This is a genomic window from Streptomyces sp. NPDC031554 (genome assembly GCF_055580685.1).
This window is the reverse complement of the sequence record NZ_JBVIKX010000004.1, coordinates 332387-352845: the sequence shown is the minus strand read 5'-3', so window position 1 is coordinate 352845 and position 20459 is coordinate 332387. Positions and strand designations below refer to the sequence as shown.

Genomic DNA, 20459 nt, shown 5'->3' with positions numbered 1-20459 from the left:
CGCCCTTCCGCGTCCGCACACCGGTCCGCCGGAACGGCCGCGCCGGGGAGGGGAGGCGCCGGGAGGGGGCGGTGACGTGGACCGGCTCCGGGCGGGGAGGACCCGCCCGTTCACCCGGCGGTGCCGGGCGCGGACCGGGACGCCGGCCGGCACCAACGGGACCGTGCCGCCCGCGCCCGCACGTCCCGTACGGCGGCTACTTCTTCAGCTCGTCCGGGCACGGCGTGCCCCGGGGCAGCTGGTACGGCGCCGCCAGCCGGTAGGTGCCCGCCTTCGGCGCGATCAGCACCGTCCACCGGTCGCCGTCCGCGTCCTCCTCCGTCTCGAAGAGACAGCCGTTGGCGTTGTCGTACGCCTTCGGCTCGCCCTCGGCCCGGTCCTCGGACGCCTCCGTCTCCCGCGGCGGCTCCAGGCTCCTGCCCCGCTCGTCGACGATGCTCAGCCACGGCGAGTACGGGATCCGGATCAGGATCCGGCCCGCCTCGCGGACGTCGATCGTCATCTCGCCCTGCGCCGCCCGCTGCACGACCGCGTTCGGCTCGGCCAGCGACCCGGGGGCCTTGACCTGGAACAGCTGCCAGTTGGCGTCGCCCCAGATCTGCTCCAGGTACGGCAGCCCCCGCTGCACCAGCTCCCGTTCCCGCTGGCCGCCGTCCCCGTCCGGCACGTCCCTGGGCACGACCACGAAGTGCACCGCCCACCGCTTGAGCCACTCGCGGTAGTTCGCCGAGTTCAGGGTGTCGTCGTAGAAGAGGGGGTTGCGCTCCATGTCGGCCTGCCGGTTCCAGCCGCGGGCCAGGTTGAAGTACGGGGCGAGCGCGGACGCCTCGCGGTGCGAGCGCGCCGGGACGACCTCCACCCGGCCCTTCTCCGCGCCCACCTCCTGCAACTCGTTGACCAGCGGTGCCAGCTCGCGCGCCCAGGACGCCGCCGGGGTCGTCCGGTAGACGTCGTCGACCGACTTGAAGCCGATCCAGCCGACGAAGACCAGCGAGGAGAGCACGATCGCGTACCACTTGCGGCTGCGCGGCACCGCGAACGGCAGCGCGGCCATCAGCACCACGCCCGAGAACAGCATCGCGAGCCGGGTGATGTTGGACCCGATCTGCGAACTGATCACCCACACCCCGAGCACCCCGAGGCCGTAGACCGCCGCCGTGATCCGCACGGTCTTCCAGTCGCGCGGGACGAGCACGAAGACGATCACCGAGAACGCCAGGGGCAGCGACGCCGAACCGAAGGACATCGGCTGCGTGCCGGAGAACGGGAACGCCCACGCGGACACCGCGACGACGGCGGTCGGGGCCAGCCCGAGCGCCCACGCGCCCGGCCGCCGCTTCTGCAGGAACAGCGCGACCGCGACCAGCCCCAGGAACAGGCCCGCCACCGGCGACCCCATCGTGGCGAGCGCGGCGAGCGGCGCCGCGCACAGCGCCTTCGCCCACCGCTTGTAGCGCCAGCGGTACGGCCAGCAGAACACGACGGCGACCGCGCCGAGCGCGAACATGTTGCCCAGCCCGAACGTCACCCGGCCCGACGCCGCGTTGCACAGCAGCGCGAACACCCCCGCCAGCGCCGGCCACACCGGGTCCCGCACCGGCCGGCAGCGCAGCAGGATCAGCGTCAGCAGCGCGGCGGAGATCGTCCCGGCGATCATCATCGTCGTCCGGACACCGAGCACCGACATCAGGTACGGCGACACCACGCTGTACGACACCGGGTGCATGCCGCCGTACCAGGCGAGGTTGTACGCGGAGTCGGGGTGCCGGCCGACGAACTCGGCCCACGCGTCCTGAGCGGCGAGATCCCCACCGCTGTTCGCGAACGCGAAGAACCAGGCGAGGTGCAGTATCCCGGACAGGACCGTCACCGAGAGCACCGGGTGGCGGCGGAACAGGCCGCGCGCCCGGTCGGCGACCGCTCTCACGCGGGAGTCCCCGGCGACCGCCGCCCGCCCGTCCGTCCGCGGGGCGGAGCCGGACGCCGGGCCGCGGTCCTGACCGGCCGTGCCGCCGCGGTCGTGGTCACCTGAGTGGGGCGCGGGCAGGCGCACCGGCCGGCCGGCGTCCGGCTCCTGACCGGTACCGCCGGCACGTGTCGGCTCCGCAGTGGCCACCTGAAGGCACTCCCCGTGTCCCGTCTTCCGCTCTCGGCGCGTCCCGTTCGCGACCGTTTCACGGCCGCGTCGCCGCGACCGCCGACCTGTCCCGTTTCGTGACGCTAGCACGCACCCCGCCGGGCAGCCGCCCGGTGGGGTGCGTGCACGACGGGGTGCGTGCGGCGGCTCAGCCGACGCGCGTCAGCTTGTCCGTGAAGCCCGGCTCGGTCAGCTCCCGCTGGAGCGAGACGGGCACCTTCACCGCGTCGCCGGAGCCGTCGCCGACCGTCAGCGTGCCGACCTGGGTGCCGGCCTTCGCGGTGTGCGGGACCTCGCCGCCGGTGAAGGACAGCTTCACCGTCAGCCCGGCCCAGCCGACCGCCGCGACGTCCTGCGTCACCACGACCGGGGTGTGGTTGCCCATCCGGTCGTCCACGTAGCCGACGATGTCGCCCTTCTTCAGGATCTTCGCCGAGGTCAGGGCGTCCTGAGCGGCGAGCAGCGCGGTCTTGCTGACCGCGTTCACCGTGTCGATGATCGGCGACTTGTGCTGGCCGAGGATCGCGCCGACGACGGTGACGGTCTCCCCGCCGACCTCCTCGGTGGCGGCGAACAGCAGGTTGCCGCCGGCCTTGGTGGTCGAGCCGGTCTTGATGCCGAGGGCGTTGTCGTAGGGGACGAGCGTGTTGTAGTTGCGCCACTTCTGACCGGAGGGATCGGTCCACTCCGGCAGCTTGGTGATCTCCATCAGGGCGGGGATCTTCACCAGCTCGTTGCCGAGTTTCACCTGGTCCGCGGCGGTGGAGACGGTGGTCTCCTTCAGGCCCGAGGCGTCGGTGTACGTGGTGTTCGTCATCCCCAGGTCCTCGGCGGCGGCGTTCATCTTCTTGATGAACTCCGCCTCCGTGCCGGCGTCCCAGCGGGCCAGCAGCCGCGCGATGTTGTTCGCCGACGGGATCATGATCGCCGAGAGGGCCTGGCGGAGCGTGAGCTTGTCGCCCTCCTTGACGGTGTTGAGCGTGGACTCGCCGTCCGCGTCGTAGCCGCCCTCCGTCTCGGCGGTGGCGTCGACGGGGACGTTCTCGCCCTCCTCGCCGGACTTCAGCGCGTGGTCCTTGAGGACGACGTACGCCGTCATCGCCTTGGCGACGGAGCCGATCGCGACCGGCTTCCGGTCGCCGAAGCCGTCCATCGTGCCGATGCCGTCCACGTCCATCGCGCCCTGGCCCTCGGACGGCCACGGCAGCGAGACCTTCCCGCCCTCGAAGGTGTACGAGTCCTCCGCGGTGAGCGTCAGCGCGGCCGCCGGAAGCGGCCTCACGGCCTGCGCGATCGCAAAGGCGATCACCATCAGGATGACCAGCGGCGTCCAGATCTTCACCCGCCGGGCCAGCGTCCGCAGCGGGGTCGGCGGCGGCGGCGGGGTGTTCGTCAGCTCGGCCAGCAGATCCAGCGGCGGCTTCGGCGGCAACGGCTGCTGCGTCGTCCGCTCGGGTCCGATCTGCGGCACGACGGCGGTGGAGTCGGCGGCGGGCTTCGCCGGCCGGCGGGCGGCCTCGTCCAGCGGCTTGAGCGGGACGAACTTGCTGGCCCGCTCGGCGGGGGCGTCGGCGTCGGCGTCGGCCTTGGGCTCGGTCTTGGCCTTGGGCTCGGTCTCGGGCGTGGCTCCGGTCTTGGGCGCGGGGCCGGACTCGGAGTCGGCCTCGGCCGCGGCTCCGGTCCCGGCGTCGGCCTGGGGAGCGGCGTCGGCTTCCGTGGCCTTCGCGTCGGTGCCGGGCTCGGCTTCCGTGGCCTTCGCGTCGGCGGGCTTCCCGGCCTTGGGGACGTCGCCCAGCTTCAGCATGGTGGTCGGCTGATCGACCCCGCGCCCGGCAGGCGGCCGCACGGTCTTGAAGACCGCGGTGGGCTGGTCGACAGGGGAGCCGGACTCGTCGGCATCCGCATCCGCATCCGCCTCGGACCCGGTGTCCTGGCCGACGGTGTCGTCCCGAGGCTCGTCCGCCGCGTCCGCGTCCGCGTCGGTGGCGCCGGCCGCGTCCGTCTCGTCCGCCTTCGGGGCGTCCGTCTTCGGGGCGACCGCCTTCGGTTCGTCGGTCTTCGGTTCGTCGGTCTTCGCGGCGGCGAGCCCGGGGGCGTCGGCCTCGTCGGTCCTGCCGGTCCCGGAGTCCGTACGGGCCTCGGGTGCCTCGTCCCCGTCGACGGTGTCGGCCCCGGGCCGCTCGCCCCCGTCGCCGCCCGACGTCCTCTCGTCGCCCTTCGCCCACTTCGGCGCGGTCTTGGACGCGGCCCGGGGCGCGGAGTCCTCCGCCTCGTCGGACCCCTCCGCCTTCTCGTCCGGCGTCTCGTTCGACTTCTCGTCCGCGGAGGCCACCCACTCGGCCACGGCCGCCCGCAGCCGGTCGTCACGGCCTCCGGAGCCGCCCACGGCCGCCCCGGAGGCGTCGGCCTCCTCGGCGTCCGCGCTCTCGGTGTCCGCGTCCGCGTCCGCCTCCGCGGCCTCCTTCGACGCCTCGGCGCCCTCCGCGGAGCCTCCGGCGGCGCGTCCGGTCTCCTCGGTCTCCTCCGGGCCGCGAACGCCCGCCGGGCTCCCGGCGGACTCCTCGCCGGCCTCATCGGCCGCGGCCTCGTCCGCCGTGTCCGGCCGCTCCGACGCCTCGGCCACCTGCTCGGCCGGCGTCTCGTCCGACTCCTCGGTCGCCAACTCCCGTACGGAGAACACCCGTGTCGCCGTGTCCACCCCGCCCCGGGACCCGGCCGAGGGCGCCGAGGACGCGCCCTCGGCGTCCCGCGCCACCGCGAGCCGCGGATCGCGCGCCTCGGGAACCGCTCCCGCGCTCCCCGACGTCGGTTCCGCCGACGACTCGCGCTGCTTCGACCTGTCGGGGGACTCGCCCGCCACCGATGCCTCCTCGCTGTGCCGCACGCCCACCGCGCGCCTGCCGAACCGTGAACCGCCCGCCCGGGACCCGCCGTACGGCAGTGTCCGAACCATGTACCAGTGTCCTGTGTAGTGGGCTTGGCTCCTGCGATAGACGAGAACGACATACCTACTGGTTCCACTACGAACCGGTCACGCACTCTCGACAGATGAATGTGAGAGGGGTCACCCTGTCATTCATCCACGCGGGGAGGCATGGATGGGCAGGAGCCGCAGAACCATTCCGGAAGAGCTTCTTCTGCTGGCATTGGACCCGGCCACGGGTACCACTGCACAGCCGCAGTCGCTCGACCTTGGTCTGGCCGGAGCACAGCTAGTGGAGCTGGCGCTGGCCGGACGGATAGCCCCGGACGGGGATCGTATCGCCGTGGTGTCCCCACGGCCGACCGGAGATCCGACTCTGGACTGCGCGTTGGAGTTGCTGCGAAGGCGTGGCGCTCCCGTACGGGCCGTCCATTGGATCGGCGGACCCCGACTGGGGCTCCGTCAGACCTACCTCTCGCATCTGGAGCGGTGCGGCATGGTGCATGCCGTGGCGGGTCAGATGTGCGGAGTGCTGCCGACGACTCGCTACCAGGCGACGGAGACGGCGATCAGCCGGGAGATCAAGGCCCGGCTGGACACGGCCATCCGCACCGGCGTTCCGCCGGACCCGCGGACGGCGGCGCTCGCCGCGCTGGCCCACGCGGTCGGTCTCGGCAAGCACCTGTACCCGGGGAACGAGGGACGTTCGTCCCGGTCCCGGTTGCGGGACCTGATCAGGCACGACCCCATGGGCGGTCTCGTGGCGCACGCCGTGATGGACGTCCAGAACGGCGCGGTCGCACAACCGCGCCGCAACCCGGCCCAGGCCGGCCGTCAGGCCGGACCGGGAGCCAGGTCCGCTCCGGAGCCCGCCCGTGGTGTTCCGGCGCAACCGCACCGAGGTTCCCTGGCACGTGTCGTGGCGCACTGAGCCGCGGTCCCACGACACCGCAGCCACCAGGCCGTGAGGCCGAGACAGACCCGTTCGGGAGCCGCCGCGCCCGCGCGGGGTGGTGACGTCGTACGTCCCCGTGACGCACGGCCCGCCGCCCCGCGCGGACGCATGTCCGGGGACGGGCCGGCGGGGCGGCCGCATATCCCTGGTTTCCCAGCGCCGTGAAGTGCCTTGATGGCAGTCTGCTCAACAGCAGATACGCAAAGTGTCGGTTCAGGCACGCAGTCGGAGGTGCACGTCCCGTGGCGTCGAATGTCAATCCCACCGTCCGGCGGCGCCGGCTGGGGCAGGAGTTGCGCAGACTCCGCGAGGACAAGGGCATGACGGCCGAACAGGTCGCCGACCGCCTCCTGGTGTCCCAGTCGAAGATCAGCCGCCTCGAGAACGGCAGGCGCAGCATCAGCCAGCGCGACGTGCGCGACCTGTGCGGGGTCTACGAGGTGGAGGACCAGCGGATCGTCGAGTCGCTGATGCAGATGGCGAAGGACTCCCGCCAGCAGGGCTGGTGGCACGCCTTCGGCGACGTCCCCTACAGCGTGTACATCGGCCTGGAGACGGACGCGGCCAGCCTGCGCGTGTACGACCCGCAGGTGGTGCCCGGACTGCTGCAGACCCGTCAGTACGCCGAGACCCTGATCTCGGGGGCGCTGCCGGAGACCGCGGCGGCCGAGATCGAGAAGCGGGTCCAGGTGCGGATGCGGCGTCAGGAGCGCATCAGCTCCGAGGAGAACCCGCTGCGCCTGTGGACGGTGATGGACGAGGCGGCGCTGCGCCGGGTGGTCGGCGGCAAGTCGCTGATGCGCGACCAGCTGGAGCACCTCGTCGAGCAGTCGCGGCTGCCGCACGTCACCGTGCAGGTGATCCCCTTCGAGATGGGCGCGCACCCCGGCCTCAACGGGCAGTACGCGATCCTGGAGTTCCCCGACGCGGCCGACTCCAGCGTGGTCTACATCGAGGGCGTCACCAGCGACCTGTACCTGGAGAAGCCGAACGACGTCCAGAAGTACAGCGTGATGTACGAGCACCTGCGGGCCCAGGCCCTGAACGTGGACCAGTCCCGCCAGTTCATCGCCGACATCGCCAAGCAGTACACCCTCTGACGTGCTCCCGGGAGCCTCCCGGCCGGGAAAGTGCCGCACCGTACACCCCGTCCGGTCGGGATGGAAGACCCACCTGGAATATGCCATCCGGTCGAGTGAATAGTCGCTTCGGGCGTCGAGGGTGGCGAGTAGCGTCGATCACGCCACCGGGCAACACCGCTGGCGGAAACCGTGCCCCGGGCCCGCAGTTCGGGCCCTCCGCGCGGTGACAGCAACTCATCACATCTGGCAATCCGGAGCAAAAATGGCAATTCGTCAGGGCATCACGGACGCGTGGACCAAGTCCTCCTACTCGACGGGCAACGGCGCGTGCGTCGAGGTCAGGTCGCCGGTCGTCGCGGCCATGGCCGTACGGGACTCCAAGGTCCAGGACGGGCCCGTGCTGGGCTTCCCCGCCGACGCGTGGAACCTCTTCGTCGCGTCGGTCAAGGCGTAAGGGGGGAGAGACCTCCCGACCCCTGCCCCGTGCCACGGCCGACCACTTCGCACGCGGCACCACCGCCCACGCGGTACGGGTGACACGCGGCACGACGTCACACGCGGTACGAGTGGCATGCGGCACGACGTCACACGCGGTACGGCGTCATGGAAAGCACCGGGGAAAGCCCTCTCGACGAGTTCGCCGTCCTTGCCGAGAGGGCTCGGTTCCCGCCGCCGGGCGGGTCAGCCCAGCTGCTTCTCGATGGCGGCGACGATCTCGGGCGACTCCGGCTCGGTCTGCGGCGAGAAGCGGGCGACGACGGCACCGTCCCGGCCGACGAGGAACTTCTCGAAGTTCCAGCGGATGTCCCCGCTGTGCCCCTCGCCGTCGGCGAACCCGACGAGCCGCTCGTACAGCGCGTGCCGCCCGTCCCCGTTCACCTCCGTCTTCTCGGTCAGCGGGAAGGTCACGCCGTACGTCGCCGAGCAGAACTCGGCGATCTCCTCGGCGCTGCCCGGCTCCTGCCCGAGGAACTGGTTGCAGGGCACCCCGAGCACGGTGAAGCCCTGGGCGGCGTACCGCTCCTGGAGCTTCTCCAGGCCGTTGTACTGGGGGGTCAGGCCGCACTTGGAGGCCACGTTCACGATCAGGACGGCCCGGCCCGCGTACTGCGAGAGGTCCGCGGAACCGCCCTTGAGGGCGCCGATCTCGACATCGAGGGGGGAAGCACCGGCATCAGTAGTCATCCCCGGATGCTAGCCCCAGCCCCACCGGCCGACACACGCGCTGCGCGGACGGCCCCGCCGCCCGGCCCGCCGCCCCGCCCGGCCCGGCCCGTGCACCTTCGGCACCGCCGCTCACCGCCGCTCACCGCCGTCCCGGGGTGCCGGCTCCTGCCGGGCCCGCACCAGCACCTCTCCGGCCCCGCTCCGCGAGTACAGCACCGACCGCCCGACCCGGCCCCGCTCCACCAGCCCCGCGTCCCACAGCACCCGCAGGTGCCGCCCGACCGACCCGAGCCCCTGCCCGGTCAGCGCGACCAGCTGCGTCGTGCTCAGCGGACCCTGCCCGAGCAGGACCAGGACGGCCGCCCGGCCGGGCCCGAGCAGCGCGCTCAGCGCGGCCGGCACGTCCCGCCCGCGCCGGTCGGCGGCGAGGACCCCGGAACAGGGGTAGACGACGGCGTACCGCTCCCGCTCCTCCCACGACACCCACCCGGTCCGCGGCGTCACCGGCACGAACAGCAGCTCCGCGCCGGAGATCTCCCGGGGCGGATACTCGTGCAGGTTCACCTGGAACCGGCTCCCCCCGAGCCAGCGCGTCCCCGGCCGCAGCGAGTCCAGCACGGCCGCCCAGCCGCCCCGGCTCACCTGCGCGGTCCGCGCGGCGACGTCCGCCTCCAGCACCCGGCGCCGCCGCTCCCACGAGGGCCGTACGGCGCTCTCCCACACCCACGTCAGCAGGTCCGCCGCCCGTCCGGGCAGGTCGTCGCGGTCCAGGAGGTCCGGCAGCGGTCCGGCGAGGGAGGTCCGCAGATGGGCGCGGGCGTCGGCGGGCCGCACCGCGCGGACCCGGGCGACGGCGTCCTCGAAGCCCTCCCCGTCCCCCGGTGTGGGAGTGAGGAAGTCCGCGATCCAGTCCCGGCCGAGCCCGGCCCGCACGAGCGCGGCGGTGACCGGGTCGGCGGCCAGCCGGGCGCGATGGGCGGGCAGCCACTCCCGCAGCCACGCCGTCTCGCCGGGATGCGCGCCCGCCCCCGCGTGCAGCAGCTTCAGGCACGCGAAGGTCTCGGCCAGCGGCGAGACCACGAACCGGCTGCCCGCCAGCGTGTCGGCGTCCACCTGCCACCAGCCCATGAAGCCCCCGCCCCGCCCCGCGCACGACACGGGACGCACGACGTTTCGCGCCCCCGCGAAACAGTAACGACCGCGCCCGCCCTCGCCCGAGACTCCCCGCATGACCGGCTACCGGCACCTCCTGCGCACCCCCGAGTTCACCCCGCTCCTGCTCTCCTCCGCCGCCCACACCGCCGCGCACACCGCCGCGGGTCTCGCCCTGGGCACCCTCGTCCACCGGGCCACCGGTTCACCGCTGCTGTCGGCGGTGAGCATGTTCGGTCCCTCCCTCGTCCAGGTCCTGGGCGCGACCCTCCTGCTCTCCGGCGCCGACCGCCTCCCGCCGAGAACCGCCCTGGCCGGCCTCTCCCTCGCCTTCGCCGCCCTCACGGCCGTCCTCGCCGTGCCCGGCCTGCCGGTCGCGGCGGTCTTCGCGGTCGTCCTCGCGACGGGCCTGGTCGCGGCGCTCGGCGGCGGGGTCCGCTGGGGGCTGCTCCACGAGATCCTCCCCGAGGGCGGCTACCTGCCCGGCCGTTCGGTCTTCAACATGATGAGCGGGCTGACGCAGATCACCGGCTACGCCCTCGGCGGCGTCCTCGTCGCCGCCCTCTCCCCCCACACCGTCCTCCTCCTGGCCGCCCTCCTGCACGCCACCGCGAGCGCGACCGCCCGTCTCGGCCTGACCGGCCGCCCGCCCCGCGCCGCGGGCCGCCCCTCCGTCGCGGCGACCTGGCGCGCCAACGCCGTCCTGTGGTCGTCCCGCCCCCGCCGCCTGGTCTACCTCGGCCTGTGGCTCCCCAACGGCCTGGTCGTCGGCTGCGAGGCCCTCTTCGTGTCGTACGACCCCGGCGCCGCGGGCACCCTGTTCGCGTGCGCGGCGCTGGGCATGCTGGCCGGCGACCTCGCCGTGGGCCGGCTGCTCCCGCCCGCCGTCCGCACCCGCCTGGCCACCCCCCTCCTGCTGCTCCTGGCGGCCCCGTACGCCTTCTTCGTCCTGCACCCGCCGCTGCCCGTCGCCGCGCTCTGCGCCACGCTCGCCTCGGTCGGCTTCGGCGCGAGCCTGGTCCAGCAGGAACACCTCATGGCCCGCACGCCCCCCGGACTCGCCGGCCACGCCCTCGGACTGCACTCGGCCGGGATGCTCACCTTCCAGGGCGTCGGCGCGGCCGCGGCGGGCACGGTGGCCGAACTCACCTCGCCCGCGACGGCGACGACCGTGCTGGCACTCGCGTCGCTCACGGTGACCCTGACCCTGGCGGCGGCCTCCCGCCGACGGGTCCGCGGCCCCGCCGAAGCCCGCGTCGCCGACGGGTGCGGCACGTGACCCGCGCGCGGGACCCCTGGTGCGGCGGACCCGCCGCCCGCGCGGTGGCGCGCGTCGTCGTCAGGCGCGCGGGCGCCCCGGCATCCGGCGCTCACTGCGGGAAAGTGCCGTCTCCCCGGTACCGTACGGTCATGGGAGCGAGCGACCTGACCTTCATGGACCGCGTCCGCGGCGAGAACGGCGACGGCCCGTGTCCCCACCGCCTGGTCATGGAGCACGTCACCAGCCGCTGGGGCACCCTGATCCTGATCGCCCTGCTGGACCGCTCCTACCGGTTCAGCGAACTGCGCCGGGCGATCGGCAGGGTCAGCGAGAAGATGCTGACCCAGAGCCTGCAGACGCTGGAACGCGACGGCCTGGTCCACCGCGACGCCAAACCCGTCATCCCGCCCCGCGTCGACTACTCCCTGACCCCCCTCGGCCGGGAGGCCGCCGAACAGGTCCGCGCCCTGGGCCGATGGGTCGACGAACGCATGCCGGCGGTGGAGAGGGCCCGCGAGGAGTACGACGCGAAGCGGGCGTCGTCGGCTTGAGACGCGGACCGTTCGCCTTCCGCCGCCGCGTGCTCCGCGTGCCCCGCGTGCCGGAGGACCCGACGACGGCCCGGGACACGGGCACCGGGACGGCCGATCCCTGCCCCCGCTGCCGCACCCGGGCGTTCCGTCCGGGCACCCCGACCCCGGCGACCGGCCCCCACACGGCCGTCGCCCACACCTGCGACCACTGCGCGCACACCTGGTCCCGCCCCCTCGACGACGACCTGGAGCCCCTCGACACCGTCCGTGTCGACCTCCCCGACGCCACCCTCTACGGCACCGCCTGGCAGGTCGAGCCCGACCGCGTCCAGGTGCGGGGCACGGGCGGCGCGTGGCTGCGGTGGGTGGAGCGGTGGCGGGTCCACGTGTACTGAACGCGTCCGCCGAACCGCCGCGGGCCCGCCGGCCCGCCGGGCCCCGCATCGGGCCCGGTCCGAGGAGCGCGCGGACGCCGCCGCTCCTCACCTCCCCCGTCGCGACCGCTCCTTCGACCGCCGGTGCACGCTGAGGAAGCAGGCGAGCATGCCGAGCCCCCAGGCGATCAGGAGGGCGCCCCAGAGCGGCATGGTCACGGTCGGGACGAGAAGCCGTATGTCGACGCTCGCGCGGTTCTCGAAGATGAAGATCAGGGCGATCACGGTGGTCACGGCGAACGGTGCGAGGCGGCGGACGCCGGGCCGGGAAAGGAACGGCGTGCGGACCTCGTGGTCCTTGCTCTGAGCCATGGGGTCTCTCTCCCTCGCCTCACGGTGCCCCCACCACCAGCGTCCCCTCCCCGCCCGCGGCCCGCCACCGAGCACCTCGTCCCCGGCCGGGGGCCGTCTCCGCACGCCTCCCGACGCGACGTCGGCGCGGTCGGCCGGAGCCGCGGTGGTCGCTGCTCCGCCGCCGTACGGCGACCACCGCGGCGGTGCCCGGACGAGGGATGTGGCCCGACCGCCGCAGGGCAGGTGAGCGCTCGCCGGCCCGGCCGCCGCTCTCAGCCGTCGGTCACCGTGATGAGCAGCGGTCCGCCCGGCACGGGCAGGCTGTGGCCGCCCGGGCAGCCGTACTGTGCGCGGAGGCCACCCGCGTCCGTGAGGGTGGAGCCGACCGTGTACTCGCCCTCGGGGAGGCCCTGTTGGAGGGGTACGTTCAGTCCGAGCGGGCCGTTCGTCACGGAAGGGATGCCGCCGGACATGCCGTTGACGGGAGCGCCGCTCGCGTCGTACACGGTCAGGCTGAAGCGGTTGACGCCCACGAACGACGTCACGTCGAGGGTGAGTCCGGCGTTGCGCGGCAACGTGCTCGCGGGCACGGACGTGACGTCCGGCGAGGCCGAGTTCACCACCGGGGCCGCCGTGTCGGGGATCTGCGTGGCCACGAGGTCCGGCACGGGGCCGTGGAAGGCCGTGCCGTAGGCCGCCGATTCGCCGGTTCCCTGCGGGGAGGGACGCGATCCGCCCTGGGTCCGGCGGGGTGTTCGTGGCCCGGCGATCACGTGGGGACGGATTGTCGCTGCCGGTGGCGGTCAGTACCTTTCCGCCATGAGCGATGACGAGGAGTACCTGGACAAGAGTCCGGCCGCCGCCCGGATGGGGAAGGCCGCCGAGTACCTGGTCGCGGCCTCGTGCATCCTCGCCACCGGCGGTGAACTGAACGTCTCCACCTCGCTGGTGGACGACGAGGGCGTGGATCTCGTCTTCCACCGGCGGGGGAGCTCGGTGACCTTGGCGGTGCAGGTGAAGGCCCGCATGTCCACCGGGGTGCAAGTCCGGCAGGGCAGGTTGACGGCTTTCGTCCGGTCGCAGACCTTCCAGCCGCGAACCGACCTGGACATGCTGTTCGTCGCCGTGGACGTCGAGCTGGGGGCGGTGATGACGGCCTGGCTGATACCGAGTGGCACGTTCGCCGGGATGGTGCCCGAGCCCAACACCAGGGGACGCTTCGGCTTCTCCGCGTCGATGAAGCCCGAGTCGAAGGATCGCTGGAGTCCGTTCCGGCTGACAGCCGCGGAACTCCCCGGACGTGTCCTCGCCAGGCTGGCCGAGCTGGAGGAGGCGAGGGCCGGCGGGCAGGGGACCCCGCAGACCTGCCCCTGACGCCGCCCGCCCTCCGGCGGGACGGGCACCGTGACGGGTGGACCGCCGGCCGGACCGTCCGAGCCGTACACGCGTGACCGGTGGGTGCCCGGTCGCACGGGCGGCCGGGCACCCCCGTCACGTTCGCCCGGATCACCGCTCCGGCAGCCGAGCCGGCGATACCGGATGCGATGCGGCGTTCCTACTTCACGTCCTTGGCCAGGACGGCGACGGCGACCTTGCCCACCACCGTCGTCAGGACGTAGTTGGTCGAGCTGCTGAAAACGACACCTACGCCGGCGGGTATCGCCTTGGCCATCGCCTTCTGGGTGAAGGTGATGGACGCCCGCTTGAACAACTGCTTGATCGTGACCAGGACGGGCCCCTTCAGGTACTGGTAGACCAGCTTCTCGGCGATCTTCATGACGGCCGCCTTGCCGCCCTTCGACGCCATCTGCTCCACCGAACCCGCCAGCGCGAGCACGAAGGCGAGGTGCTTCTTGTCCTCGTCGCTCAGCTCGGTCTCGTACACCTCGACCAGGCACATGCACATGTCGACCTGGAGCTTGAGCGCCGCGGCGATGTCGGTGACACCGCCGCCCAGGACCGCGACCGCCGTCCCGACCCCGGGAATCACGCTGGGGGCCGCGGTGACCGCCCCGGCGGCCGCCGAGAGTTTGGAGTACCGGCCGATTATCTTGGCCGCGATCCGGCGCTTGTCCTCCGGGCTCTCGGGCTCCCGCTTGAACTTGGCCTCGAACGTCGCACGGTAACCGTCCACGACCTTGGCAGCCGCTTCCGGTGTGATGGCGATCGTCTCGACGGCCTTCTGGAGCCGGGACGGCTCGAGCTCGTCTGTCGCGTGGTTCATTCTTTCCCCTCCAGATCCGTTGCACCTCGCGAGGAGGACAACGTGGTTCGGCTGTGCACGACGGTCTTCGAAGGGCGCCCCGGCCGGCACGTCCAGCGGGGGCGCCCAGCCGGGGCACACGCATCAGACCTCGACGTCCAGGCACTCCTCGCGGCGGATCATCCGCCACGCGGCCTTGCGGGCGCCGCGGTCCGGGCGGGACCGCGGCGTGCAGGGATGCGGTGTGATCGTGTGCGGTGGGTCGCGTGGGTCGCGTGGGGCGTTTCAGGCGGAACGGCTGTCCGGGGCGTCCGGGCCGTCAGGGACGTCCGGTGGCAGGAGGACGCCGGCGGTGAGGCCGGTGGTGAGGGTGGCCGCGGTGCCGGCGGCGAGGTCGGCGGTCCGGCGGACGGCCGCCCGCAGCTCGTACACGCGGCGGAAGGCCTCTCCGTAGCGCCGCTGTTCCTCCAGGGGCAGCAGCGGTACGCGCAGGCGGCCCGGTGTGACGTGCACGAGAGTGGAGCCGGTGGACGCGGAGGCGATGTTGTCCTCGGCGCCGAGGAACCCGGCCAGGAACCACGGGTCGAGGCGGGCCGGGTCGGGGCGCAGGAGGTGGACGTGCGGACCGAGCAGGGCTCCGGCGTCCCGGTCGTCCGCGACCCGGGTCATCGCGGCCGCGTCGCCCCCGCCTCCGAGGGCGCGTACGAGGACGTCGCCGGCGGCGACGGACTGCGCGGCGTCCGCGTGGAGGCCGACGGCCCTGGGGGACGGGGGGTTTCCGGCGGAGATGTCCGAGGCGGTGAGGACCGGCCGCTCCGTGGCGGGGGCGGCGGAGCCCTTGGAACCCCGGGTGCCGGACGGAATCGCCCGCAGCACGGTCAGGGCCCCGCCGCGCGCCAGGTCGGAGACGGTCGCCGTACGCCACTCGCGGGCCGCGGCCCCGGACGGCCGCCACCCGCCGGACGCGGAGGCGGCCGTCAGGACGGCGACCTGTTCGGCCAGTCGCCCGTGCAGGTCGTCGACGCGGCGGGCCAGGGCGGCCGGGTCGATGTCGGCCGCGGTCGCCCGGACATGGCGGGCCGGGGTGACGTCGACGACGTCGTCGAGGAGGTCGACGAGCGGCACCGCGCGGGCGACGCCGGGCTCGTCGGCGTAGGCGTCGGGGGCGCTGGTGAACGCGGCCCACTGGGTGAGGACCCGGTCGGTCAGCCCCGCCCAGTCGAAGGAGGCGGCCGAGGCGGGGGCGGAGCGGCGGGGGCGGGTGCCGGCGCCGGCCGTGTCGGTGGCGGACGGCGTGCCCGCGGCGTCGTCCCGCTGCTCGCCCTCCCCGTCGACGAACAGCACCGTCGTACGGTCCGCGCCGCCCGGCTCGGGGCGCTGGAACACCCAGACCTGCAGGCCGATGTGGAGCGGATACGCGGCACGCGCCGGAAGGGAGACGACGGCGCGCAGGGCCCCGCCGCGGATGAGTTCCGCGCGGACGCGGCGGCCGGAGGAGCGGAAGGCGAGCGCGGGCGGCAGCAGCATGACCGCGTGGCCGCCGGGCTCCAGGTGCGCGAGGGCGTGCTGCACCCAGGCCAGTTCGGACTCGAAGCGCGAGGGGAGTCCGTACGCCCACCGCGGGTCGTAGGCCAGCTCGTCGTGACCCCAGTCGCGGTCGCCGAACGGCGGATTGCACAGGACGGCGTCCACGGTGACGTCGGGGAAGGCGTCGGCGCGCAGGCTGTCACCGACGCGGACCGTCGTCTCGGCCCCGGGCGCGGCGAGCAGCAGCCGGACCGCGGTGCGCCGGCCCTGGACGGCGAGCGAGTCCTGCCCGTACAGCTCCCGCGCGCCCTGCCGGGCGGCGGCGGCGAGGAGCGTGCCGCTGCCGCAGGCGGGGTCGAGGACGCGGGACGCGCCGGCGGGCAGGAGCCGTGCCATGAGCAGGGCCAGGCCCTCCGGGGTCTGGTAGACGCCGCTCGCGGCGCTCTCGTCCAGTTCGCGTTCGGCCAGGACGTCGGCGGCGGCCTGCGCCCCCGCCTCACGGACGCAGCCCAGCAGGGCGCGGAGCACGCCCACGTCGTCCGGACCGTAGCGGGACGGCTCGGCCTCGGGCACGGCGACCGGGAGTTCGGCCGCGGTCCTCTCCGCCCGCGCCACCAGCCCGTCGTCGGACAGGGCGGCGAGTTCGGCCAGCTCCTCCGGCGTGCGCCGGGACGCGGCGGCCACCAGCGGGAACAGCCGCGCGGCCACACCCGAGCCGGGCCCCAGCAGCCGTAGCGCGGTACGCAGTTCCTCGGTCGGCGAGGCGGCGGAGGTGTGCCCACGCGCCCGCAGCCAGGCCTGGACGGCCGTCAGGTCGTAGAGCGGGCTGGTCTCCGTGCCCGCGCTGGGGGCCGGGAAGTCGTCGTGGCGGCGGCGCCAGTTGCTGACGGTGGCGCGTGTGACCCCTGCGATGCGGGAGATCTCGGCGGCCGTCACGTGCGCCGAGGGCGCTGGTGGCTGCTGGGGCATGGGGTGGGGTTCCCCACCTCTCGGGTCTGTGGGGTGGTGGACGGTTAACACCTTACAGGGGCCGTCAAGTCTGACAGTGCGATTGACGATGCTTTCAGTGCTGTGCTTATCTGTTCTCGCTTCCGATTGGAAGCGTCAGTGCGGGGCGCTCTGTCGGGTCCGTGCCGCGCATCGGATCTCTCCACTCACCGCCCTCGCACATCGCGCATTGCACATCGCGCCTCGCGCCTCGCAACAGGAGGAACCCAGATGACCACCCAGCCCCCGCAGCAGCCGGACCACTCGCAGCAGCCGGGCTACCCGCAGCAGCCGGGTTACGCGCAGCCTCCCGTGCCGCCGAAGAAGCGGTCCAAGACCAAGCTGGGCTGCCTCGGCGTCCTGGCCGTGATCGTGATCGGTGGTGTCGCGTCCGTGGCGGGGGCCGGCTCGGACGACTCCTCGGCCGGCACCCCGTCCTCCGCCGCGTCCACCGGCTCCACCAAGGGCGGCGGCTCCGACAAGGACGGTGGGTCCTCCAAGAACGGTGGGGCCACCAAGGGCACCGACTCCGCCGGGACCACCGAGCCCCGGCAGTCCACCGCCGACGCCTTCAAGGCGTACGTGAAGAAGCACGAGTCCGCGAAGACGCAGGAGGCGGCGACGCACGTCACCAAGGTCCAGGGCGCCGACGAGAACAACGACATCCTGGACACGGCCGACATCTACACGGACTACACCGGGGACATGATCAGCGCGGACGCCGGCAACGCCAAGCTGCTCGCCTCGGCCTTCGCCGACTTCCAGTCCAGTCGGGGGAAGGACAGCAAGAACGGCCTCGTCACCGTCTACAACGCCGACGGCGACCTCCTGAGCAACGGCAACTACTGATGCCGTAGCCGTAGCCGTAGCCGTAGCCGTAGCCCGTGCCGTTCCGAACGCGCCTGTCGCGCCCGGCGGTTCTCCTGACCAGGCGCCGTCGCCGGCCCACCTCCGCCGGGAGATCCCGGCACGGCCGACGACCCGCCGAGGACGGCGGAGACGAGAGCGACGACGGAGACGAAAGCGACGACGGCGACGGCAGTGACGGCAGTGACGGCAGAAGGTCGTCCGGAGAGCCGTCCCGCCCGGGCACCACACCCCTGCTTCCCAGACCGGTCACCCCGCTCGTGACTTGGAAGGTCACCGTGACGATCACCCCGCACACCGAGCTGGTCCAGCACTACGCCGAAGAATTCACCGCGCTGCAGGACGCCGCCCTCGCACGCATGAACGGCATGGCCTCCCCGGAGACCGCCGCCGCCCTGGCCCACCCTTCGCTCGCCGGGCCCATCGCCGTCGCGCTGGCCCACGCCGACGTCATCGCCCGTGGGGACGTCAGGCGCACCGAGCTTTCCGGGCTGTCGGCGCCCCGCCGGCTGCGACACCTGCGCGAACACGCACGCAGGGTGCGCCGGGCACGGTCCGAGGCCGAGGCCGTGTGCAAGGAGCAGCGTGCGCGCCGCCTCGAGGACCGTCGCAGGCCCCCGCTGGAGCCGCTCGAGCTGCGCGTGGCACGCGCAGCGGATCCCGAAGCGTACGGCCGGGCCCTGCGGGAGGTGCTCGCCGACCACGGATCGTGGACCGCCGACGTGCCGGCGCCGGACGACGATCTCGCCCTGTGGGCCTGGCGACGGGGTCCGGCGGCCGCCGAACCGCCGGCAGCCGTCCGCGAACTGCTGGAGTGCCACGACGACGCCTTCGTCCAGGCTCTCCTGCGCGACGCCCGGGAGGGGGAGAACCCGCACCTCGCGCACGACGCGGTGGTCGAACGGTGGGGCCGGCACGCCCGTACGGCGCTGGCCTGGGGCCGTTACGCCATCGCCCAGGCCGAACGCCAGGTCCTCGCCCGTCCTCTCACCGCCCGCCGGGCGCAGCTCGACGCGCTCGACGACGCCTACCAGGACGCCGCGATCCTCGCGGCCCGCGCCCGCGAGGCCAAGCACCGGATCGCCGACCTCCACGACCGGATCCGGGACCGTGCGGCCGACGGGCCCCTCGCGGAGCTCATCGCGCGGTGCCGCGTCGCGGCTCTCCTGCGCTTCTCCGCGGAAGAGCCCGAGTTGTGGCAGCGGGCCGGCCGGCTGGCCACCGAGCACCGGGCGGACTGCGACGCGCGGGCCGACGGCTGCCCGCGGTGCCACCGGACCCTCGCCGCCCACCTCACCGAGGACGCGTCCGCCGACACGTCCCAGGACGGCGACGGCGACCACGGCGACGGTGACGGCGACCACGGCGACGGCGGCGACGGTCCGGAGGGTCTCACGCCCGGTTACAAGGAGCGTTACGCCATCCTCGACGACTCCCCGAGCCGCGCCGCGGTGGCCGTCGCCGACGCCGCGGTCGGCGACGAGTCCGCGCTGTGCGGCTACGGCTGGGCCGCCGAGGACGGAACGACCGGATACGGCGACTCGATGGCCTCGTGCAGCGGCGAGGCCGAGGTCATCGGTGTCTGCCGGGCAGCCCTCAGCCTCCTGGACCGCCACCCGGAAACCCCCGTGGTCGTCCTGTGCGACAGCACCGAGGCCGTCGGGGCGGTGAACCTGGCCCTGACGAACGCCGATCCGGCGGCCGCCCACCGCACCGTCCTCTTCCCCGAGGGCAGGGAACTCCTGGACCGCCTGGTGCCCCATCGCCACCGCCTCCAGGTCCGTTGGCTCAAGGGTCACATCGGACATGACCTCAACGAAACCGCCGACGCCCTCGCCGGCCTCGCCGTCCGGCGCGTCACCGGCCGCGTCGCCGCCTCCGCCGCCCGCAGGCAAGAGGAGCGGATCCTGCGCTCCACCACCTCCGACCGGACGCTAGGCCTGGCCGCCGCCTGACCTCGACGGACTTCGACCCGACCGCCTGACTGCGCGTCACCGGGCGGCCATCACACCTTCCTTGACCGGCGTACGGGCACACGCCCGGCGCAGCGCCCTTCGGGGCACCGCGAGGGAGGTGACACACATGAGCACCACCCCACGCGACCGGATCATCGTCCTCCACGCCGCTCCAGCACCGCGGCACCGTGGGCGAACCCGAGACCGACCGCGCGCCCGCATCCGCTGCGCCACGGTCCGAGCGGGCTGAACCACGGTCCGAGCAGAAGGAGACCGAGCCCGTGACCTCCGCCGAAGACATCCCCGCCATGCCGGCAGCCGCCGGGCGACTGCGGCGGACGGATCTCGGGGCGGAGAGGATGACGCCGACGGTGCGAAGGGCGACCAGGTCAGCCGAAGAGGTGCCGGGGACTGCAGGAACCGTCCGCGACGCAGTCGACAGGATCACGGAAGGTGTGGAAGAACATGTCGTCCCCCTCACTGCTCCACCAGAAGCGTTCCAGGGCCTCGTCGCCGTGATGAAGCATCAGGATGCCCGCGGATCCGTCGACGTCGCCGTGGACCGGGAAGACACGCGTCCCTTCCGGCAGTCCGACCTCGGCCGGTGGACCTGCCTCCACGGTGATGTCGCGGAACCTGGAGACCGGCCCGCTCCGCTCCGGATCGTCCCAGTCGCGGCACCCCAGGAGCGGCATCGTGTACGGGAATCCGTCCAGCCCGTCCGTCAGGGACAGAAAGTGCCGGTACGACGGATCCAGTGGCTGGCCGGCCAAGACTTGCAGACGCTCCACCTGCGCGGGGGTCGCCGGGCGCCTGAGCCCGGGCATTTCTTCCGGGTGCAGGGGAGAGGAGGCGAGGTGTTCGCGCGTCCTGACGCGCATCAGTTCGCCGATGAGCATCCACATCTGCATGTCCCTCTCCGCCCTCTTCGACGACGACCGATCATCCCGATCCCGCACTGCCCGGGTGACCGCGACCCGTG

The 20459-nt window shown here is 73.4% G+C and carries 18 protein-coding genes; 9 read left to right on the top strand and 9 right to left on the bottom strand.

Annotated elements, in window-relative coordinates; all coding sequences use genetic code 11:
* Positions 1–196: 196 nt before the first annotated feature.
* Both ACZ5FU_RS13560 and ACZ5FU_RS13555 read right to left on the bottom strand, forming a co-directional pair.
* Complete coding sequence (locus ACZ5FU_RS13560) at positions 197–2116, bottom strand: MFS transporter (RefSeq protein WP_468646174.1); 1920 nt, start codon at positions 2114–2116, stop codon at positions 197–199.
* 169 nt (positions 2117–2285) lie between these two features.
* Positions 2286–5090, bottom strand: a complete 2805-nt coding sequence (locus ACZ5FU_RS13555) for a D-alanyl-D-alanine carboxypeptidase family protein (RefSeq protein WP_469045351.1) — start codon at positions 5088–5090, stop codon at positions 2286–2288.
* Between the two features lie 145 nt (positions 5091–5235).
* Between ACZ5FU_RS13555 and ACZ5FU_RS13550 the strand changes: the two genes are divergently transcribed.
* The 3 genes from ACZ5FU_RS13550 (at position 5236) to ACZ5FU_RS13540 (ending at position 7551) form a co-directional block, all read left to right on the top strand.
* Entirely contained in the window at positions 5236–5991 is a 756-nt protein-coding gene (locus tag ACZ5FU_RS13550; protein ID WP_451526007.1) for a GOLPH3/VPS74 family protein, read from the top strand.
* Positions 5992–6257: 266 nt separating this feature from the next.
* Positions 6258–7115 carry a helix-turn-helix domain-containing protein gene (locus tag ACZ5FU_RS13545; protein WP_451526006.1) on the top strand — a complete coding sequence of 286 codons (858 nt, stop codon included), beginning with the start codon at positions 6258–6260 and terminating at the stop codon, positions 7113–7115.
* A gap of 244 nt (positions 7116–7359) precedes the next feature.
* On the top strand, positions 7360–7551 hold the full coding sequence (locus ACZ5FU_RS13540; protein ID WP_451526005.1) for a DUF397 domain-containing protein: 192 nt from the start codon (positions 7360–7362) through the stop codon (positions 7549–7551).
* A 227-nt stretch (positions 7552–7778) separates the two neighbouring features.
* Here the strand turns inward: ACZ5FU_RS13540 and ACZ5FU_RS13535 are convergent, their stop codons facing one another.
* Positions 7779–8282, bottom strand: coding sequence for a glutathione peroxidase (locus tag ACZ5FU_RS13535; protein ID WP_451526004.1), 504 nt, complete (start codon positions 8280–8282; stop codon positions 7779–7781).
* A gap of 111 nt (positions 8283–8393) precedes the next feature.
* Entirely contained in the window at positions 8394–9392 is a 999-nt protein-coding gene (locus tag ACZ5FU_RS13530) for an ArsR/SmtB family transcription factor (RefSeq protein WP_451526003.1), read from the bottom strand.
* 100 nt (positions 9393–9492) lie between these two features.
* Between ACZ5FU_RS13530 and ACZ5FU_RS13525 the strand changes: the two genes are divergently transcribed.
* The 3 genes from ACZ5FU_RS13525 (at position 9493) to ACZ5FU_RS13515 (ending at position 11605) form a co-directional block, all read left to right on the top strand.
* Positions 9493–10695 carry an MFS transporter gene (locus ACZ5FU_RS13525; RefSeq protein WP_451526002.1) on the top strand — a complete coding sequence of 401 codons (1203 nt, stop codon included), beginning with the start codon at positions 9493–9495 and terminating at the stop codon, positions 10693–10695.
* 131 nt (positions 10696–10826) lie between these two features.
* Complete coding sequence (locus ACZ5FU_RS13520) at positions 10827–11228, top strand: winged helix-turn-helix transcriptional regulator (protein WP_451526001.1); 402 nt, start codon at positions 10827–10829, stop codon at positions 11226–11228.
* A 29-nt stretch (positions 11229–11257) separates the two neighbouring features.
* Positions 11258–11605, top strand: coding sequence for a hypothetical protein (locus tag ACZ5FU_RS13515; RefSeq protein ID WP_469045350.1), 348 nt, complete (start codon positions 11258–11260; stop codon positions 11603–11605).
* 87 nt (positions 11606–11692) lie between these two features.
* On the opposite strand, the gene ACZ5FU_RS13510 is transcribed toward ACZ5FU_RS13515, so the two are convergent.
* On the bottom strand, positions 11693–11956 hold the full coding sequence (locus tag ACZ5FU_RS13510) for a LapA family protein (RefSeq protein ID WP_468646165.1): 264 nt from the start codon (positions 11954–11956) through the stop codon (positions 11693–11695).
* Between the two features lie 254 nt (positions 11957–12210).
* Complete coding sequence (locus tag ACZ5FU_RS13505) at positions 12211–12606, bottom strand: hypothetical protein (protein WP_469045349.1); 396 nt, start codon at positions 12604–12606, stop codon at positions 12211–12213.
* Positions 12607–12757: 151 nt separating this feature from the next.
* Between ACZ5FU_RS13505 and ACZ5FU_RS13500 the strand changes: the two genes are divergently transcribed.
* Complete coding sequence (locus ACZ5FU_RS13500) at positions 12758–13312, top strand: hypothetical protein (RefSeq protein ID WP_451525997.1); 555 nt, start codon at positions 12758–12760, stop codon at positions 13310–13312.
* 181 nt (positions 13313–13493) lie between these two features.
* Here the strand turns inward: ACZ5FU_RS13500 and ACZ5FU_RS13495 are convergent, their stop codons facing one another.
* A complete protein-coding gene (locus ACZ5FU_RS13495) occupies positions 13494–14162 on the bottom strand; it encodes a hypothetical protein (RefSeq protein ID WP_451525996.1) in 669 nt (222 codons plus the stop codon).
* Between the two features lie 264 nt (positions 14163–14426).
* Positions 14427–16604: an N-6 DNA methylase gene (locus ACZ5FU_RS13490; RefSeq protein ID WP_469045406.1), complete on the bottom strand. Its 2178-nt coding sequence runs from the start codon at positions 16602–16604 to the stop codon at positions 14427–14429.
* Between the two features lie 282 nt (positions 16605–16886).
* Here ACZ5FU_RS13490 and ACZ5FU_RS13485 point away from each other — a divergent pair, with 282 nt between their 5' ends.
* Together ACZ5FU_RS13485 and ACZ5FU_RS13480 are read left to right on the top strand one after the other, a co-directional pair.
* On the top strand, positions 16887–17504 hold the full coding sequence (locus tag ACZ5FU_RS13485; protein WP_468834811.1) for a hypothetical protein: 618 nt from the start codon (positions 16887–16889) through the stop codon (positions 17502–17504).
* Between the two features lie 296 nt (positions 17505–17800).
* Positions 17801–19477, top strand: a complete 1677-nt coding sequence (locus ACZ5FU_RS13480; RefSeq protein ID WP_469045348.1) for an RNase H family protein — start codon at positions 17801–17803, stop codon at positions 19475–19477.
* Positions 19478–19866: 389 nt separating this feature from the next.
* Here ACZ5FU_RS13480 and ACZ5FU_RS13475 read toward each other — a convergent pair whose 3' ends face one another.
* Positions 19867–20388, bottom strand: a complete 522-nt coding sequence (locus ACZ5FU_RS13475; protein ID WP_468834805.1) for an SMI1/KNR4 family protein — start codon at positions 20386–20388, stop codon at positions 19867–19869.
* Between the last annotated feature and the right edge of the window lie 71 nt (positions 20389–20459).

Excerpts from the sequence above, each read along its gene's own strand:
- ACZ5FU_RS13550 (WP_451526007.1), top strand. The coding sequence starts at position 5,236 with ATGGGCAGGAGCCGCAGAACCATTCCGGAAGAGCTTCTTCTGCTGGCA.
- ACZ5FU_RS13555 (WP_469045351.1), bottom strand. The coding sequence starts at position 5,090 with ATGGTTCGGACACTGCCGTACGGCGGGTCCCGGGCGGGCGGTTCACGG.
- ACZ5FU_RS13530 (WP_451526003.1), bottom strand. The coding sequence starts at position 9,392 with ATGGGCTGGTGGCAGGTGGACGCCGACACGCTGGCGGGCAGCCGGTTC.
- ACZ5FU_RS13500 (WP_451525997.1), top strand. The coding sequence starts at position 12,758 with ATGAGCGATGACGAGGAGTACCTGGACAAGAGTCCGGCCGCCGCCCGG.
- ACZ5FU_RS13495 (WP_451525996.1), bottom strand. The coding sequence starts at position 14,162 with ATGAACCACGCGACAGACGAGCTCGAGCCGTCCCGGCTCCAGAAGGCC.
- ACZ5FU_RS13540 (WP_451526005.1), top strand. The coding sequence starts at position 7,360 with ATGGCAATTCGTCAGGGCATCACGGACGCGTGGACCAAGTCCTCCTAC.
- ACZ5FU_RS13525 (WP_451526002.1), top strand. The coding sequence starts at position 9,493 with ATGACCGGCTACCGGCACCTCCTGCGCACCCCCGAGTTCACCCCGCTC.
- ACZ5FU_RS13510 (WP_468646165.1), bottom strand. The coding sequence starts at position 11,956 with ATGGCTCAGAGCAAGGACCACGAGGTCCGCACGCCGTTCCTTTCCCGG.
- ACZ5FU_RS13520 (WP_451526001.1), top strand. The coding sequence starts at position 10,827 with ATGGGAGCGAGCGACCTGACCTTCATGGACCGCGTCCGCGGCGAGAAC.
- ACZ5FU_RS13485 (WP_468834811.1), top strand. The coding sequence starts at position 16,887 with ATGACCACCCAGCCCCCGCAGCAGCCGGACCACTCGCAGCAGCCGGGC.
- ACZ5FU_RS13475 (WP_468834805.1), bottom strand. The coding sequence starts at position 20,388 with ATGCAGATGTGGATGCTCATCGGCGAACTGATGCGCGTCAGGACGCGC.
- ACZ5FU_RS13535 (WP_451526004.1), bottom strand. The coding sequence starts at position 8,282 with ATGACTACTGATGCCGGTGCTTCCCCCCTCGATGTCGAGATCGGCGCC.